Origin of the sequence: Seramator thermalis (genome assembly GCF_004138125.1) — a bacterium.
Lineage (GTDB): Bacteria > Bacteroidota > Bacteroidia > Bacteroidales > Dysgonomonadaceae > Seramator > Seramator thermalis.
In genome coordinates this window covers 218,591-234,985 of sequence record NZ_RXHS01000001.1, presented here as the reverse complement: position 1 = coordinate 234,985, position 16,395 = coordinate 218,591, and the positions used below count along the sequence as shown (strand labels likewise).

At 44.6% G+C, this 16,395-nt stretch carries 12 protein-coding genes and 1 pseudogene; 7 read left to right on the top strand and 6 right to left on the bottom strand.

Translation table 11 applies throughout. The features are described from left to right. The first annotated feature begins 4 nt into the window (after positions 1 to 4). Positions 5 to 1,678 (top strand): efflux RND transporter periplasmic adaptor subunit, encoded by a 1,674-nt coding sequence (locus EJN84_RS01050; RefSeq protein WP_129593689.1) that lies wholly within the window; start codon positions 5 to 7, stop codon positions 1,676 to 1,678. A 35-nt stretch (positions 1,679 to 1,713) separates the two neighbouring features. After that, positions 1,714 to 2,148, top strand: a complete 435-nt coding sequence (locus tag EJN84_RS01045; protein WP_101488158.1) for a heavy-metal-associated domain-containing protein — start codon at positions 1,714 to 1,716, stop codon at positions 2,146 to 2,148. Between the two features lie 133 nt (positions 2,149 to 2,281). Here the strand turns inward: EJN84_RS01045 and EJN84_RS01040 are convergent, their stop codons facing one another. Genes EJN84_RS01040 through pdhA form a run of 3 tightly spaced genes read right to left on the bottom strand, consistent with a single transcriptional unit; the run spans position 2,282 to position 5,672 of the window. Next, entirely contained in the window at positions 2,282 to 3,583 is a 1,302-nt protein-coding gene (locus tag EJN84_RS01040) for a dihydrolipoamide acetyltransferase family protein (protein WP_129593688.1), read from the bottom strand. 5 nt (positions 3,584 to 3,588) lie between these two features. Further along, positions 3,589 to 4,566: an alpha-ketoacid dehydrogenase subunit beta gene (locus EJN84_RS01035; protein WP_129593687.1), complete on the bottom strand. Its 978-nt coding sequence runs from the start codon at positions 4,564 to 4,566 to the stop codon at positions 3,589 to 3,591. Next, the gene (gene pdhA, locus EJN84_RS01030; RefSeq protein WP_129593686.1) at positions 4,563 to 5,672 is read right to left on the bottom strand and encodes a pyruvate dehydrogenase (acetyl-transferring) E1 component subunit alpha; all 1,110 of its coding nucleotides are present in this window, start codon (positions 5,670 to 5,672) and stop codon (positions 4,563 to 4,565) included. Before pdhA ends, EJN84_RS01035 begins: the two co-directional genes overlap by 4 nt. A 248-nt stretch (positions 5,673 to 5,920) precedes the next feature. On the opposite strand from pdhA, the pseudogene EJN84_RS12510 reads away from it, so the two are divergent. Further along, positions 5,921 to 6,139, top strand: a pseudogene (locus EJN84_RS12510) (hypothetical protein); the annotation flags it as partial. Positions 6,140 to 6,173: 34 nt separating this feature from the next. Then, complete coding sequence (locus tag EJN84_RS01020) at positions 6,174 to 6,428, top strand: IS3 family transposase (protein ID WP_129593684.1); 255 nt, start codon at positions 6,174 to 6,176, stop codon at positions 6,426 to 6,428. 173 nt (positions 6,429 to 6,601) lie between these two features. Here EJN84_RS01020 and EJN84_RS01015 read toward each other — a convergent pair whose 3' ends face one another. Further along, complete coding sequence (locus EJN84_RS01015; protein WP_129593683.1) at positions 6,602 to 9,769, bottom strand: N-6 DNA methylase; 3,168 nt, start codon at positions 9,767 to 9,769, stop codon at positions 6,602 to 6,604. A 163-nt stretch (positions 9,770 to 9,932) separates the two neighbouring features. Here EJN84_RS01015 and EJN84_RS01010 point away from each other — a divergent pair, with 163 nt between their 5' ends. The 3 genes from EJN84_RS01010 to EJN84_RS01000 are packed head-to-tail and all read left to right on the top strand — an operon-like array spanning position 9,933 to position 13,374. After that, positions 9,933 to 11,162 carry a glycosyltransferase family 4 protein gene (locus tag EJN84_RS01010; protein ID WP_238943884.1) on the top strand — a complete coding sequence of 410 codons (1,230 nt, stop codon included), beginning with the start codon at positions 9,933 to 9,935 and terminating at the stop codon, positions 11,160 to 11,162. Positions 11,163 to 11,196: 34 nt separating this feature from the next. Beyond that, positions 11,197 to 12,204: a lysylphosphatidylglycerol synthase transmembrane domain-containing protein gene (locus tag EJN84_RS01005; protein ID WP_129593682.1), complete on the top strand. Its 1,008-nt coding sequence runs from the start codon at positions 11,197 to 11,199 to the stop codon at positions 12,202 to 12,204. Further along, positions 12,205 to 13,374, top strand: a complete 1,170-nt coding sequence (locus EJN84_RS01000; RefSeq protein WP_129593681.1) for a glycosyltransferase family 4 protein — start codon at positions 12,205 to 12,207, stop codon at positions 13,372 to 13,374. It abuts the gene before it with no gap. A gap of 27 nt (positions 13,375 to 13,401) precedes the next feature. On the opposite strand, the gene EJN84_RS00995 is transcribed toward EJN84_RS01000, so the two are convergent. Together EJN84_RS00995 and nhaD are read right to left on the bottom strand one after the other, a co-directional pair. Further along, a complete protein-coding gene (locus EJN84_RS00995; RefSeq protein WP_129593680.1) occupies positions 13,402 to 14,781 on the bottom strand; it encodes an MFS transporter in 1,380 nt (459 codons plus the stop codon). Between the two features lie 88 nt (positions 14,782 to 14,869). Beyond that, positions 14,870 to 16,297, bottom strand: a complete 1,428-nt coding sequence (gene nhaD / locus EJN84_RS00990) for a sodium:proton antiporter NhaD (protein WP_129593679.1) — start codon at positions 16,295 to 16,297, stop codon at positions 14,870 to 14,872. Between the last annotated feature and the right edge of the window lie 98 nt (positions 16,298 to 16,395).

Sequence of the window (16,395 nt, the reverse complement as noted above, 5' to 3'; positions counted from 1 at the left end):
CAATATGGATAAGAATAAAATAAAAAAAATCACCAACAACCCCTATGTAAGGTATGGGTTGATCCTGCTGGCCGGCATCCTTCTCGGCTGGCTACTATTCTCCGGCGGGAACCGCAAACCATCGTCACAGCAAACAGCGACGATAGAAGAAGCGCACGATCACGATGCTGAAGAAACCATCTGGACCTGTTCCATGCATCCACAGATAAGGATGAATGAACCGGGCGACTGCCCCATTTGCGGGATGGATCTGATCCCGCTACAGACTACCGGCTCGGGCGATGCTTCCATCGATCCGGATGCCATTCAACTATCGGTAGAAGCGGCTGCCCTCGCCAACGTACAAACGACTGTGGTGAGCAGACAAAATCCGGTAAAAGAGGTTCAGCTTTATGGCACCATTCAGGTGGATGAACGGCTGTCGCAATCGCAGACCTCCCATGTGAGCGGGCGTATTGAGAAGTTGTTCGTCTCCTTCACCGGCGAAAGTGTACACCGTGGGCAACCCATCGCCACCATCTACTCCCCTGAGCTGTTGAACGCGCAGCAGGAGCTGATAGAGGCGGTGAAAATGCAGGAGCTGCAGCCCGCCTTGTTACAGGCGGTAAGAGAGAAACTGCGTCTGTGGAAACTGACAGACGAACAGATTGCACGCATCGAACAGTCAGGTGAGGTGTCGCCGCTGATCGATGTAGCGGCAACCACAAGCGGCATTGTGATTTCAAAAAATGTAAACCAGGGTGACTATGTGAATACCGGCACTGTACTGTTCGATGTGGCCAACTTATCGCAGGTATGGGCTGTTTTCGACGCATACGAATCCGATCTGCCTTTTCTGAAGGTGGGCGACTGGCTGGCATACACCCTCCAGTCACTCCCCGGTAAAACATTTTCCGGGCGGATCTCTTTTATCAATCCCATTCTCGATCCTTCCACACGTACCGCAAAGGTGCGTGTGGAGACAGCCAACCCCCGGATGGAGCTGAAACCGGAGATGTATGCCAACGCCCTCATCGACGCACCGCTTAAACAATACAACAACGAAGTTGTTATTCCTAAGTCGGCCATCCTGTGGACCGGCAAGCGCTCTATCGTTTATGTGAAGCAACCGGATACCGAAACACCCGCGTTCATGCTACGGGAGGTCGAGCTGGGACCTTCACTGGGAGACGCTTACGTCGTTCTTTCAGGTATCGATGAGGGTGATGAGATCGTGACCAATGGTGCGTTCACCATCGATGCGAGTGCCCAGCTGGCCGGTAAGCGCAGTATGATGAATGACGAGGCAGGCCGGGCCGTTACCGGGCATGAAGGTCATACGATGAATGGAAACAGTCCTGAGAATAGTACCCCGACAAGTAGTGCACCTTCCGCCGGGCATGAGGAACATACCATGCAGGCTGTGATCCCTGGCGGGGAGCATGTGATGCTTGCGGTGCAGGGGTTGTGCGAGATGTGCAAGGAACGCATCGAGCAAGCGGCGAAAGCAGTAAACGGGGTTTACTTCGCCAGCTGGGACCGGAAGACCAAACAGCTGCATCTCGGGTTCGATCCGACCAAGACATCGGCCGATGCCGTTGCCAAAGCTATTACCAAAGCGGGGCACGATACCGATTCATACAAAGCAGACATGGCGACCTATGATGCGTTGCCTGACTGCTGTAAATACAGAGAATAATTAATTGAATGATAAATTCTTAAAATGCAACAACAATGAAAAAAACATTTGTAGCAACCATGATTTTGGGTGTTATCCTGTTCACTGCATGTAATTCAGGCACATCCAACAGGAATCAATCAAAGAATGAGCAAGCAGAGATGAATCAAATGACAACAGGTGATTCACAAAATGAAATGGAACACATGCAACAGGGTGCTCAGAACGAAAATCATGCCATGCTTGGCGTAAAGGGAAGCTGTGAGATGTGCAAGGAGCGCATCGAAAAGGCTGCAAAGAGTGTGGAAGGCGTCTCCTTTGCAAGCTGGGATATGGAAAAGCAGGAACTCCATATGAATTTTGACCCTGCCAAAACCAATATCGAAGCCATCAGCAAAGTGATTGCAGCAGCAGGACATGACACGGACAAGGACAAAGCCGAACAGGCAACGTATGACGCATTGCCCTCATGCTGTAAATACAGAGAATAATTGATGTGACATATTGTTTAGGGGAAATGCCACGTTTAGGTATTTCCCCTTTGTTATAATTGCTATAACGGCTCCGTGAATCATTTGACACAAGTAGCTTTGTCAAAGGAATTCTATTCCACCTTCATGAAATCTAGTCCTCCATTAAAAAGGATATCGGATCTGTGAGGTATTCCATCACCTGGTAAATGAAACGGGTCGATTCGCCGCCATCCACAATACGGTGGTCCACAGTGAGCGACAGAGGCATGATGTTACCAATCACTATTTCGTCATCTCTGACGATGGGTGTCTTAAGAATACGACCTATTCCCAGTATACCTGCCTGTGGGTAATTGAGTACCGGCGTGGCATAAATACCGCCGAAGGAGCCGAAGCTGGTAACGGAGAATGATCCTTCTTTCATCTCGTCGAGCGTCAGTTCCCGTCTCCTTGCCTTATCAGCCAGTTCACCAATCTGTTGGGCAATCCGAAAGATCGATTGCCGGTCGGCATCCCGGATCACGGGCACCACCAGTCCGTCGGGTGCATCCACTGCGAAGCCGATATGGCAGCGGTTGCGAATGATTATGCGGTTATTTTCCGTATCTATCTGTGAATTGAGTTGCGGATGTTTCTTTAATGCCATCGCCACCGCTTTCACGATAAACGGCAGATAGGTCAGCTTCACTCCCTTTTCGGCAAACTTCTGTTTGTATTTCGATCTCACCTGCATCAATCGAGATATTTCCACTTCTTCAAACACCGACACGTGGGCGGCGTTATGCTTGGCGTGTAACATGTTTCGGGCAATGGTTTTCCGGATTTGCGTCAGTGGCAGGTAGGTTACATCCTCAGCGGCGGTTGTTGTTTCTTTTTTGGCGGGAACTGACTTTGGTACATCAGCGTTGAAATTCAGTATATCTTCACTTTTCACCCTGCCCGAAGGACCGCTGCCTGGCACTTTGTTGATGTCGATACCCATCTCTTTGGCCATGGCCCTTGCCACGGGTGTGGCCAGTACTTTTTGCGGTGCTTTCTCCGTAGTAGGTATTTCCTGAGATCCTTCGTTACTCTCCGGGAGCAGGGCATCCTTTCCAGCTATTTCCATGGTGCCTACCACGGCGCCGGCATCTTCCTCAGTTTCGGAGACGGGTTCGGTAGTCACTTTTTCTTTTGTAGTTCCCACCTGACCGCTTTGTTGCACCCCGTCGGCATCTTCTGTCTTAATTTCCACCAGGGGTGTGCCCACTTTAATCACATCCCCCACGCTGCCATGTAACAGGACAATCACACCCTTTTTGGGCGAAGGAATATCGGCCACCACCTTATCGGTTTCCATCTGCACAAGCGGGTCACCCTCATTCACCTGTTGTCCTTCTGTGACATACCACGCCAGGATGGTTCCTTCTTCGAGTCCCTCTCCTAAATCGGGAAAATGAAATATAAAGTTCATAACGATTAAAATTTAACAGTTTTCTCTATCTCGTAAAAAATCCGGTCCGGTGATATGATGTAGAATTTCTCACCCTGCGCCAACGGCACAACGGTATCGTATCCCATCACCCTGCGCGGGGGAGCTTCCAGATAGAGGAACGCTTCCTCGTTGGTGATAGCTATCAGCTCCGAGCCCACACTGAATGATTCATGGGCTTCCGCCACGGCAATCATGCGCCCTGTTTTTCGCACAGAGTTGCGAATCGTTTCCCTGTCGATGGGATAAATGGAGCGCAAGTCGATCAGCTCCACCGATATGCCGGCCTCTTCTGCCATGGCGATGGCTTTCTGACATTCCCGGATCATAGCACCGTAAGCCACGACTGTTACGTCTGAACCATCCTGTATCACTTTGGCTTTGCCCAGCGGCAAACTATATTTTTCATCCGGGACCTCTTGCTTGATGGCCCGGTAAATCCGTTTGGGCTCCATAAAAACGACCGGATCATTGCTCTCAATCGCCGCAATCAAGAGTCCCTTTGCGTCGTACGGTGTGGATGGTACTACCACCTTAAGTCCCGGTAAATGGGCATAGAGTGCTTCAGGACTATCGGAATGATGCTCCAGAGCGTTGATACCACCACCATAAGGGAAACGGATCACCATGGGAACGGTAAACTTGCCGCGTGAACGGTTTTGCATCCGTGACACATTGGATGCTATCTGGTTGAAGGCAGGATAGGTAAAGCCGTCGAATTGCAGTTCCACTATCGGCTTGAGTCCCGAGACAGCCATTCCCAGGGCTGTTCCCACGATGGCCGATTCCGCCAGTGGTGAATCGAACACCCGTTCCACCCCGTATTTCTTTTGCAAACCTTCGGTCACACGAAAAACACCTCCTTCCACACCCACATCTTCGCCGTAGATGACGACAGTGCTGTCTTCGTTCAGTTTGATATCAAGCGCGTTATTTATCGCTTGTACCATGGTCATCACACTCATTTTCTGTTCTCCTTCCAGCTTAAGAATTGTTCGTATTCGGCTTTTTGTCTCTTCAGATCGTCAGGCATATCGGTATACATATAGGCAAAGACCTCATCGTGCGAATACGCTTTGTTTTGCTCCGCCTCCAGAAACTGCTGATTGATCTGCTGTTTATATTCATCCGTCAACTTATCCACATCGATATTCCATATCCCTTCATTTTCCATATAGCGCCTCAGCCGGATCAACGGGTCGATCAGTCCCCACTCCGTCTCTTCCTTCTTTGAGCGGTATTTCGTGGGATCATCGGAGGTCGTATGTGCTCCCAGCCGGTAAGTAAAAGCTTCGATCAAAACCGGACCCTTTCCCGAGAGTGCATACCGGGCTGCTGTTTGATAGGCGAGATACATGGCAAAGAAATCGTTCCCGTCGACTTTGATACCCGGGATACCAAAGGCAACCGACTTGACGGCCAGGTTGATGGATTTTGTCTGCGACCTCGTTGGCACGGAGATGGCGTACTGGTTGTTCTGTATGGTGAAGACGACGGGCACCTGCCAGACGCCGGCGAAGTTCAATGCTTCGCTGAAATCGCCCTCTGAGGTGCCCCCATCGCCGATAAAGGTGAAGACAGCTTCGTTCTTTTTCCGGTATTTTACGGAGTAACCGATGCCGGTGGCGTGGTGCAACTGCGTCCCTATTGAGATGGAGATTGGCAACGTGTGGTTCGCGTTCTGAAAACTGCCTCCCTGTTCATTTCCCATATAAAACAGGAACATCTCTTTCATCGTCACTCCTTTCGCCAACAGGGTACCCATCTCGCGGAAGGCAGGCACTAACCAGTCCTCTTTGCGGATGTTCATTCCGGCGGCAATATGGATGGCTTCCTGTCCCAGATTCGGGGTATAGGTAAATATGCGTCCCTGACGCTGGTAAGAGATGGCCATTTCGTCGGCTACCCGCTCATAATACATCTGCTTATAGGCACTGACAATGGTTGCATCATCCAACGCCGGCATCCATTTCTTGTTCACGACATGTCCCTCATTGTCGATGATAGAGAGCATCTTATCTTCTATTGGGTTAAATTCACGAAAAATCGCGGGTAAATCGTTTTGGGTCATTTATCTGTCTATTTAGAACGAGTATAATTTATTAGCTGTGAATAATAGCACTGTATATAACAGTTCGACAAATAAATAGTTTTTAAGAAAGGAAAAAATGGAATGGAATTACTAACATTACCGGGACACAGGGTTAAGCATAGACGCCTATTTTTGTGTAATATGAAAAAACAAAGAACCCATTATGACATGACAAAGCATTCAAAGAGAATGCGGTCACGCTTGGCTTATAGCGCAAGAATGTTTCCGAGCTTGCACGGGAATTGGGCATAACCCTCTTTCTGTTCTATCGTTGGCGGAAAGAGTTCCAACAGAAAGGTGACTCCGGTTTACGCGGAAATGGAGTCCGGTCACTAGGTGAAGAAGCCAAAAGGATAGTTGAGCCGGAAAAACGCCCGGGTGATGCCGAAACGGAACGTGACGTATTAAAAAAAGCTTTGAGCATCATCTCCATGAGAGATCGTTGATTTTTCTGTTTATCAAGGAGTACAACTCGAAAGAATGGACGATTATAAGGTTGCTCCAAATCTGTTGATATCCTTGAACCCGGAGCAAAGTATGAGCGCAAAAGGCAATTGCCGGGATCATGCCGTGGCTGAAAACTTTTTCAAAACTTTCAAATCTGAATTGGTTTATGGAACCAAACTCAAAGCAAGAGAGCAGATGCGCTTGTGTGTATTCGGATATATTGAATCCCGATATAATCATAAAAGGAGATTCTCGGCATTGGTGAACTTAACCATTGATGAATTTTGAAATCAGTATAATACTAAAAAAGAGTCGATTAAAAATGTCGCTTAACTTTTTGTCTCTATTTAGTTTGCAAGTCCGTAATGATTCATGCTGTTTTTTTAAAACAATCCTATCCAAAAATTATGGCGATTTTCTTATGCAGTGCTTATTCAACAGGCATTGCATTCGCCTCGACTTCATTGTTTCATTACCTTTTTTACCAGCTTGTCGATCTGACTCAATTCTTCGGATAAAAATGCTTTGATGTCTAACCTGAGTTTCCCCAAAGTGTGTGGTGTTAATTCTTTTGTTGGCGGATTTGTTTCCATATATTTTGCCACCTTTTCGTGACAGACTCTCCCATATTCTGCTAACCTTGCATGCACTTCATCATCTGCATCAAATTTCGGAAAATAGATGTCCAAAATTTTCTTGTGAACATCTCTTGCCCCAAACAATCCTTTTGTCTGAAAGTCCTTCATCAAAAAATTTGGAATAGAGGAATTTAAAATAGCGGAAAGATAATAGGCTTCATTTTCATCAAGGGTATAATAAACATAAGATTTACTTTCGGCGATAAATTCCAAGTCGATGTCGGTGCGTTTCACAATCGCGGCATTCGCATCTTTAGCCGAAGAGTTGTATAAAACCACATATTCGGCATTTAAATTCTGACTTGTCAATTTATTTAACCAATTTAAATAATCGACTGCACTCATTGCCTTATTTTTTTCTGTTTTAGAAATATCCCATATTCTTTCGGCATTGCGAAACCAACGGGAAGCGTGCAGATAACCAAGATTCATTAAACTGTCAGAGTTGTGCAATCGGATTGCTTTACGATTATTTTCATCCTCTGCAATAATGATGGGCAGAACCACAAAATCGGGTCTGTAGATATGAAAGGGAAGCATGGATTTCGAAATTGCCGTTCTAAATAAAAACCGGCTTTCTATTCTTCCCGAGAAATCGAATTTCCAAGGAGCTTTGGCGTCCGCTTTAACAGACTCGGCAGTTTTTATGTTGATAATCCTGTCCACGAAATCATCGGGCATTTCCTGATTGAGGACAACAAAATAAAAAGCACGAGGCACGATAGTAGCACCCTGCTTAAAGAGATTTTTATAAGGATTGACGTCGTTCTTCTGCGAACCGTTTTTTCTATTTGAAAATGCCGAAGATTGGCCTTGTTTGATGTAATACCAAGCTACAGGGGTTTCGAGTAACCGATTTTTGGCAGTTTCGAAATTGCAATTATGGGTGGGCAGTTTCCCCGAAAATCTCACCCCCTGCAATCCTGAAGTCTTTATTATTCTTTTATCTTGTGCCTTCTCGGAAAACAATACGCAACAAGGCACCCTGAATAACGGAGATACCTCGCTTAAATCCCAGATATGGGTCAAACGAAACCCCTTGGCTGTACCGTTTCTCGAATTTTCGTGGTGATCGGCGCTAAGAAATGATCTGGGCAGGACAAAAGCCTGTTTTCCGGATGCTTTCAAAAAATAGCCGCTGCAATACGCTTGGAAAATAGCCGCAATTTCCAAATGCGGATAATTAGCTGCTTTCTTGGGTTTTACATCGTATCTGACGGCCAGTTCGTCAAGAATATTTTGATAATCCTCATTTTTGATCGAGCTGTAGGTAAACCACGGTGGATTGCCTATGACATAATCAAACTTTTCTGCCAAGAAATACGGTTTGTACAGATTAGACAGGATGAATTTCCAGATGCTGTCACGACCCTTTTCCTTCACTTTTTTGAATCCGGTATAAATCTGATAGAAACTTTCCACCGATTGAGGGGTTAATCCTCCTTTAGTTTGCTGATGAAGAATAGGTTCAAAAACCGAAAATTCAATCGATTTTTTGTTCATCGTCTGTTCCGACAATTCTTCACAAATATCGAGGACGGAATCGAATACCTCTACATTTTCGAGAACTTGGGTATTGATGACATACTTATCTCGATCGATTTGCATGACAAACTCGCTGCCGAACAAATTTTTCAAACCTTCAGGAGCAAGTAACGTGTTTGCCAGTATCACATTCAAGTGAACGGGCTTTCTCGACTTTGCAATATCTTTACCTAATGCCAGCAGCAGAGTGGTTTTGGCAATCTGCACCGAAAGCGGGTGGATATCAATGCCGTAAATCTGATTGTTAATATCTTCCGGAGTGTTGTCCGGATTCAGTTCTCTGATCCTGTGAACAAATGCACGCAGAAAAGAACCACTTCCGCAAGCAGGGTCCAATATCTTATCGCTCTTTTTAAATTCGAATTCGTTTACAATCCGTTCGCAAAGCCAGTCTGGCGTATAATATTCTCCCAGAGAATGACGCGTATCAATATCGATAAGTTCCTGATAAACGCCTTTCAGAATATCCTCGGTAACATCGGTAAAATCGAAGGTCGAAATTTCTTGGGCAATCAGGCGAAATACTTTTTTCAGTTTAGGATAATCGCGGTCCCCATTTACCCAGTGGAAGAAATCGTTATCGACAAAATTGGCAATATTAAAACTGTGAAAAATACTGCCGTCCAATATCTTCCGCATCTCGCCATCGTCGATATAATCGTCGTTGGATACTACGGCATAAGCAAGCATCTTCGAAAAAATGCTCAAATAGGTATGAATTAAGAATACATTTTCCTGCGCATCAAAAGAACCGTAAGCAATGCTTAAGAACCTGTGCCATTGCTCATAGGATACCTGTACGACACCGTATTTCTTTGCCTCGTTAAACCAACTATTTAATTCTCTGAAAGATTCGATAAACACGGGACTTTGATAACCAAAGGCTTCTTCGATACTTTTTAGCGTCGCTTTTTGCTTTTCTTCCTTAAATAAAAATCTGTCGATCCAATAGTAAAAATCCTCAGCATTCGACTCGTTCAGTACAAATGAAACACCCTCAATTTCATTCAGCATCAATTCATCTTCCTGTAAATAATCCAGTTTATCCAGACAGCCGATATCGGGTGCAAGAACTTTCCAATGGATAAAATCTGATGCAATCAGGGTGAAATTATAGCCGCTTCCCGATTTGAACTGCCCCAACAAATATCCGGCCAACTGTTCTTTTGCATGAGAATAGGAAACTTTCAAATCGTTTTCAAATTCGATGATGATATTGTTGAAAAGCGTGTCGGCGCTTCCACGGTGCAATTTATCTTTTCTGGGAATGTTAAGTACCGTTGTTTCAGCACCAAGCGTAATCTTGTCGATGATATTTTCGATGTCCTTATCCGATACATATAATCTGTTCAGTAAATCCTTAAAAGCTTCTTTTTTGGTCAATTCCTTATTTGAAGCAGTGACTTTTCGATAATACTGTCGGATAAGCTCTTTTTTGTCATTCATACGGATGCTGATTCAATCTCCCAAAAGTAATCAAATTATTTCGTTTTACTGCGGCTTCCAATGCCGAAAAAATTGTTAACAAATTCTTCATAAAATCGTAAGCAATTCGTAATTAAAGTTGGGTTTCTTTGCGCAGTATTCCTACAACGAAAAGTTTCTTGGCATGAGTTATGAACGAAAAATAAAGGTGGCTTTTTTTGCCGACATTCTCACTCGCAACTATGACGGGGCCATCAAAACAATGTATCATTTGATCGATAATGTACCTGAAAACAGGTTCGAGTTTATGTTTTGCACAGGGATTCCACCAAAGGAGAAACTGGATTATGCGGTTTTGGAAATACCGTCTGTTACGATGCCTTTTAATTCGAATTACAAAGCTTCGTTTCCGGCTTTGAAGCAACGAGAAATTACAAAAGCTCTTTCGGATTTCGACCCCGATGTTATTCATATTGCAACGCCTTCACCATTAGGATTTTTTGCATTGAATTATGCCAACCGTAATCGCATTCCTGTGCTATCGATTTATCATACGCATTTTCTTGCTTATGTCAAACACTATCTTAGTCGTTTGCCACTGTTGATATCACCTCTCGAAGGGTTGGTGAAACGAATTTATCGAAATTTCTATAATTTGTGTAAAATGGTGTATGTTCCCACTTTACAAATGATGGATGAGCTCACCGAGTGTGGCATTGTGGACAACAACCTGAAGCTGTGGCAAAGAGGAATTGATGGAGAGCTGTTTAATCCTTCGAAAAAAGACGTATTGTTTATGCAAAACCTGACAGGAAACGATAAACCGTCTATTTTGTTTGCTTCGCGATTGGTCTGGGAAAAAAATCTCGAAACGTTGTTTCGAATTTATGATGAAACAGAAGCTCAACATCTGGATGTTAATTTTGTTATAGCCGGCACCGGGGTTGCCGAAACGGAAGCACGAAAGAAAATGAAAAGCGCAGTGTTTCTCGGACAGTTGGATCAAGAGACATTGTCGAAGGTATATGCAACTTCCGATGTATTTGTTTTTCCGTCGGTATCCGAAACATTTGGCAATGTGGTTGTAGAAGCAATGGCATGCGGATGTGTTCCTGTGATTGCACGTGGCGGAGGTTCTCGAAACTTGGTACGCGATGGCGAAACCGGTTTTTTGTGCGATCCTTATGATGCGGCTTCGTATGTACAAAAAATAAAAGTATTGCTAAACAATACTTTCGTGAGAGAGTCCATGCAGTCGAACGGTGTAAAATTTGCCTCGACACTGAGCTGGGATGCTTTGGTGAATGAATATTTTGCCGATCTCGAAACTCTTGCAAGGAAACAAATTCCTTCCTATAGCAATCAAGATGTCGTTCTGTCGAATGAAGTTTATCCGGCTAATTTTGCAGTATAAGAATGGAAGCGGATAATCAGTATCATTGCACGGAATGACATTTTTTACCAAATACCGGAGACTGATTGTCTCCGTTTTGTTCGTCTCCGTTTTGATACTCGTCGGACGGTTTGTATCGAACATCGATTTTCGAATGTTAAGCAGATACCTGGATGAAATGCCGGGCATGTTTGCCTCAGTCATCGGATCTTCTTTTTTGGCCTATCTGTTTTCCACCGTCGGATGGAAGCTGTGTATGGGGGCCGATGGTCACAAAATTAGGCTTGCCGAAGCATTCAGAATTCGGCACGTGGGCGAAATGCTCGGGACGTTTAATCCGACAAGTGTCATTGCCGGCGATACGTTCAAAATTTCATTGCTGTCAAAATCGGGATTGTCCACCGAAAACGGTGTGACTTCGATTTTGTTGATGCGGATGATTAACCTGTTCTCTTCTGTTTTATTGATGACGGTTTCGATCATCTACCTGACTTTTGGCAGGTTCGGAGACAAAGACGAATTTATTTTGTTCGTGATGATTATCATTATGGGGGCGTTGTGTTTTTTGTTGGCCAAGTATTTTCTTAACGAAAAGCTGTATTTCGGTAAAACCGTGGAAAAGATTCGAGATAAAACCAAATGGACATTCCTTACTCCCAAAATTGTGGAATCGTGTTACGAAACCAATGCCATCGCTGCCCATTATTTCAGGACAAACAAATTGAAATTTTCGCTTGCTTTCGTTTTGATTGCTTTGCACTGGATGTTGGGAGCTCTCGAATTTTTTATTGTTTTGAAAACGTTGGGCATAGAAGTGTCGTTCATCGATGCTGTTTCGGTAGAAATGGGAGTTATTCTTTTTAAATCGATGGGGATGATCGTTCCCGGTCAACTCGGGGTGGAGGAGTATGGCAATAAAGTATTGCTCGATGTAATCGGGATCAACAGCAACGAAATATGGTTGATCGTATCGCTGGTGCGGCGTTCAAGACAATTGTTCTGGTTGGCGATTGCAGGTGTTTTCCTAATCATCATCACCAAAAAATCCTACAAAACAGCATAAATGCAGAAAGAGATACTGTGTATCACGCACAAATATCCGCCGTTTGTTGGAGGAATGGAAACTCAAAGTTATGAGTTAATCCGTGGATTGTCCGAATTCTATAGCGTGCATATTCTTGCTTATACCGGCGACGAAAACAAAGTATTATGGTTTTTGAGGTTGCCTCGTCGTGTACGAAATATTTTGAGAAAGAATTCGAACATTCGGCTCATTCATCTCAACGATGGGTCAATGGGTGTTGCATCGCTTTGGTTGCAAAGATTTACCGCCATACCGGTCATAGTTACCTATCACGGACTCGACATCACCTATCCGTTAACGCTCTTTCAGAAACAATTCGTCCCCCGACTTCGCAAATATCGTGGAGCTATCTGCGTGAGCGAGTTTACGCGTCAGGAATGCCTCCGACGAGGATTCGATGCAACAACCACTTTCACCGTCAACAATGGCGTCGATCACCATTCGGCAGATATTCCATTCGATCGGACCATCGTCGATAAATTGCAAAACGATTATGGAATCGATGTTTCCAACAAACGGGTAATTGTTTCTACCGGTCGTCCCGTAAAACGAAAGGGCTTTTCCTGGTTTCTAAAAAACGTAATGCCACATCTCGATGAAGATATTCTGTTTCTGATGATTGGTCCGTTAAAAAAAGAACAAACCGTGTTCGAAAGACTTTTAAGGATGATACCCGGCAAGATTGGGTACAAACTGCATTTATTGTTGGGGTTCTCCACCGACCGTCTCGAGGTTATCGAACAACTGAGCAAACAGAAAAACGCCTACCATTTGGGTAAAGTATCCGGCGAAGATCTCATGCAACTATTATCGTTAGCCAATCTTTTTGTCATGCCGAATATCTCTATTCCCGGTGATGTGGAAGGATTCGGCTTGGTGGCTCTCGAGGCAAGTATGCGGGAAACGTATGTATTGGCGTCGGCCATCGACGGCATTACAGATGCCGTTGTGGATGGCAAAAATGGTTCTCTCCTTCCTGCCGGTGACGCAAGTGCCTGGATTGATAAGATTCACGAATTGTTAAGCGATGAAGTTGCACTGCAAACCTTCTCGGAACAAGGAAAGGAATTTACCCGCCGGCATTTCTCGTGGAAAATTATGACAGAAGGTTACGTGAAGATTTTCAACCGATTGATTGATGTACCATAAATGTCGTAATAGACTCCTCGTTTGCCCTTAATCTCTATTCAGATTGCCGCGTGCGGAAGAGAAATAAATTCCCACAAATCCGATAAGGGCAAATGTGGCAAATCCCCGACGCACGGCCGACAGAAATGTTGGAACACTCACCTCGCTAACGGTTTCTCCATCAAAAAGAATTGCGAAAAACAGCGTGGCGATAGTCATACTGAAAATCTGCCCGATCATTCGCATGGAGGCTGCAGTGCCTGATGCCTGACCGTATTGTGTCTTTTTAACCGAGCTCATGATCGTATTCGTGTTGGGCGACGAAAACAGACCGAATCCCAATCCTACCCAAAGCAGAATGACGACGATAACCCATAGAGGCGTCTTTTCATCCAGAAAAGCAAATGCGGCCAAGCCTATTGTGCACATGGCCATTCCCAAAGTGGCAAAATATCTGGGTTGAATTTTATCGGACCAGCTGCCTACCAAGGGCGAAAAGATAGCCATCATCAGCGGTTGGGCGATGATGATCATGCCGGCATCCTGTGGGGCAAGCCCTTTTATTTTTTGCAGATAGAGGCTCAAAAAGAAAACGATGGCAAAAGTGGCCGTGTAATTGATGAGCGAGGCGATATTGGAGAATGCAAAGAGCCTATTGTGCGTAAACAGTTTTGTGTCGAACATTGGATTTGCTGCCCGACTTTCCAATACCCAGAACAGTATGAGCAGAATACTTCCCGTCACTAACAGCAGCCATCCCGCACCAGAGGGAATGAGTGATGAGCCGTAAGTAAGTGCCGGAAGTCCGATCATGAACAAAACAGTTCCCCGGTAATCGATTTTCGGCGATTCCTTTCGCAGTAAATGATCTTTTTCCAAAAACATAAATGCGATCATGGTTGCCAAAATTCCCAATAAACTTGCGACCCAAAATATCGAGTGCCAACCAATATGTTGTGTGAGAAATCCCCCAATTAGCGGGCCCACGGCCAATCCGGTGTAAACGGAAGCCACGTTGAATCCGATAACCTGTCCCCGTTGTTTTAGCGGAAAAGTCGATACCAGGATAGCTTGTCCTGTAGTGTTGGAGAAAGCGGAACCTACACCCTGAACAAAACGTGCAATGATGAGCCATGTTGCATTCGGCGCTATGGCGCAAAAAATGGAAGCAATCGTAAAAATGATGAGTCCAATTTTAAACAATCGGGCATTCCCCGATACGTCGCCCCATTTGCCTGCGGGCAGCAGAATCATGGCGCTCGCGAGAATGAAAGCCGTGACGACCCAACTCAAAGCAACTGCATCTAATCCAAAACTTTTTTCGATTGCGGGAAGAGAGATGTTGATAGAGGAAACCAAAAAAGTTCCCATGAACGAAGTAACGACAACCACAAGTAGTGTCGAGAGTTGTTTCTTTGACCAAGCCATTTTTTGATTTTCGATTGTTTTCTTTCCGTGTTGCTCTTTCTATGATGATTTTTAGAAGATATTATCTCGTAATTCGGCAATTATAAAGTCAGAAAAAATTATTTTGCAAAATATAAATAGCTGCACCACCCAGATAGCCCAACAACGCCAAAAATGAAATTCGTTTGAAATACCATCCGAAGGAAACTCTTTCGAGCCCCATAAAGACCACTCCGGCCGCCGAGCCGATGATCAATATGCTTCCTCCAACCCCTGCACAATAGGCCAGAAAATGCCAGAAAACACCATCTACGACAAAATTTTGCATAAAGCCCGGATCGGAAAAGTTTTGCACAAGTGCAGGGTCAATTGTCGGATACATCCCGATGGCAGCGGCAACGAGAGGAACATTGTCGATGATGGCGGATAATAATCCGATGCTGATTGCTTGAGAATAGACATTTGGCATTTTTTCGGACATGATCTGCGAGATGCCGTTTAATATCCCTGCACTTTGCAAAGCATCTACCGCCATCAGAATGCCCAAAAAGAACAAAAGGGTGGTAAAATCGAGCTTTCCGATAACCTTATCCAGTCTTTGTTTTATGTTTTCTTCTATATTTTTTTTGTGATTGTAGATCACTTCTGTGTATATCCACATCATACTTACTCCGAGTAACAACCATACAAATGGAGGGAGATGTGTAATGGCTTTAAAGATTGGGGCTGTGATTAATATCAAAACACCAAAAATTAAAATACCCACACGATCGGAGGTGTTCAGATGTCTTAATAGGACAGAATTTTCGTCGTTGACACTCATTGAAGTCGCAGATTTTATTTTTCCTTTCAGCATAAATTGTGCGATACATATTGGCAGCATCATCGAAATCAAGCTCGGGAAAAACAATTGAGGAATAACTTTGGTTGTTATGGCGCCTTCTACCCACAACATGATGGTCGTAACGTCTCCGATAGGCGACCATGCTCCTCCACTGTTTGCCGCAATCACAATGATGCTTCCGTAAATCAATCGATCCAGACGATCGGGTACAAGACGTTTGACAAGCATGATCATCACAATGGTGGTCGTCAAGTTGTCGAGGATGCTCGACATGAAAAAAGTGATAATCCCGATCAACCACAGTAGCAGCCTTTTATTGCGTGTGGTTATCAAATCCGTTATATACATAAACCCTCCGTGAACGTCAATCAGTTCTACGATGGTCATTGCGGCCATCAGAAACAACAATGTTTCGGAGATATCGCCCAACATCTCTATAATCTGATTGTTGATCACGAAATCTCGTACCTGTTCCCCATAGGGTTGCGATTGTATTTCGGGATGAGTGTGAATGAAGTGAGCAAATTGATCGGCCGAAACTTGCGGAATAACTTCGGGAGCAATATACAGATAAATAATCCAGAGAATAGTTCCAATGAAGAGAGCTGTACTCGCCTTGTTTATGCGTAGCGGGCGTTCGAAGGCTATCATTATATAGCCTATAACGAAAATTGCGATCATCAATGTTATCATGCCGACTGTTTTTTTAGAAAACTGACAAAAATACGATAAAAATGTAGCAATTCCGGGGTCAGCAGGGTGAAGGCGTGCGGAAATTGGTGTTACATAAA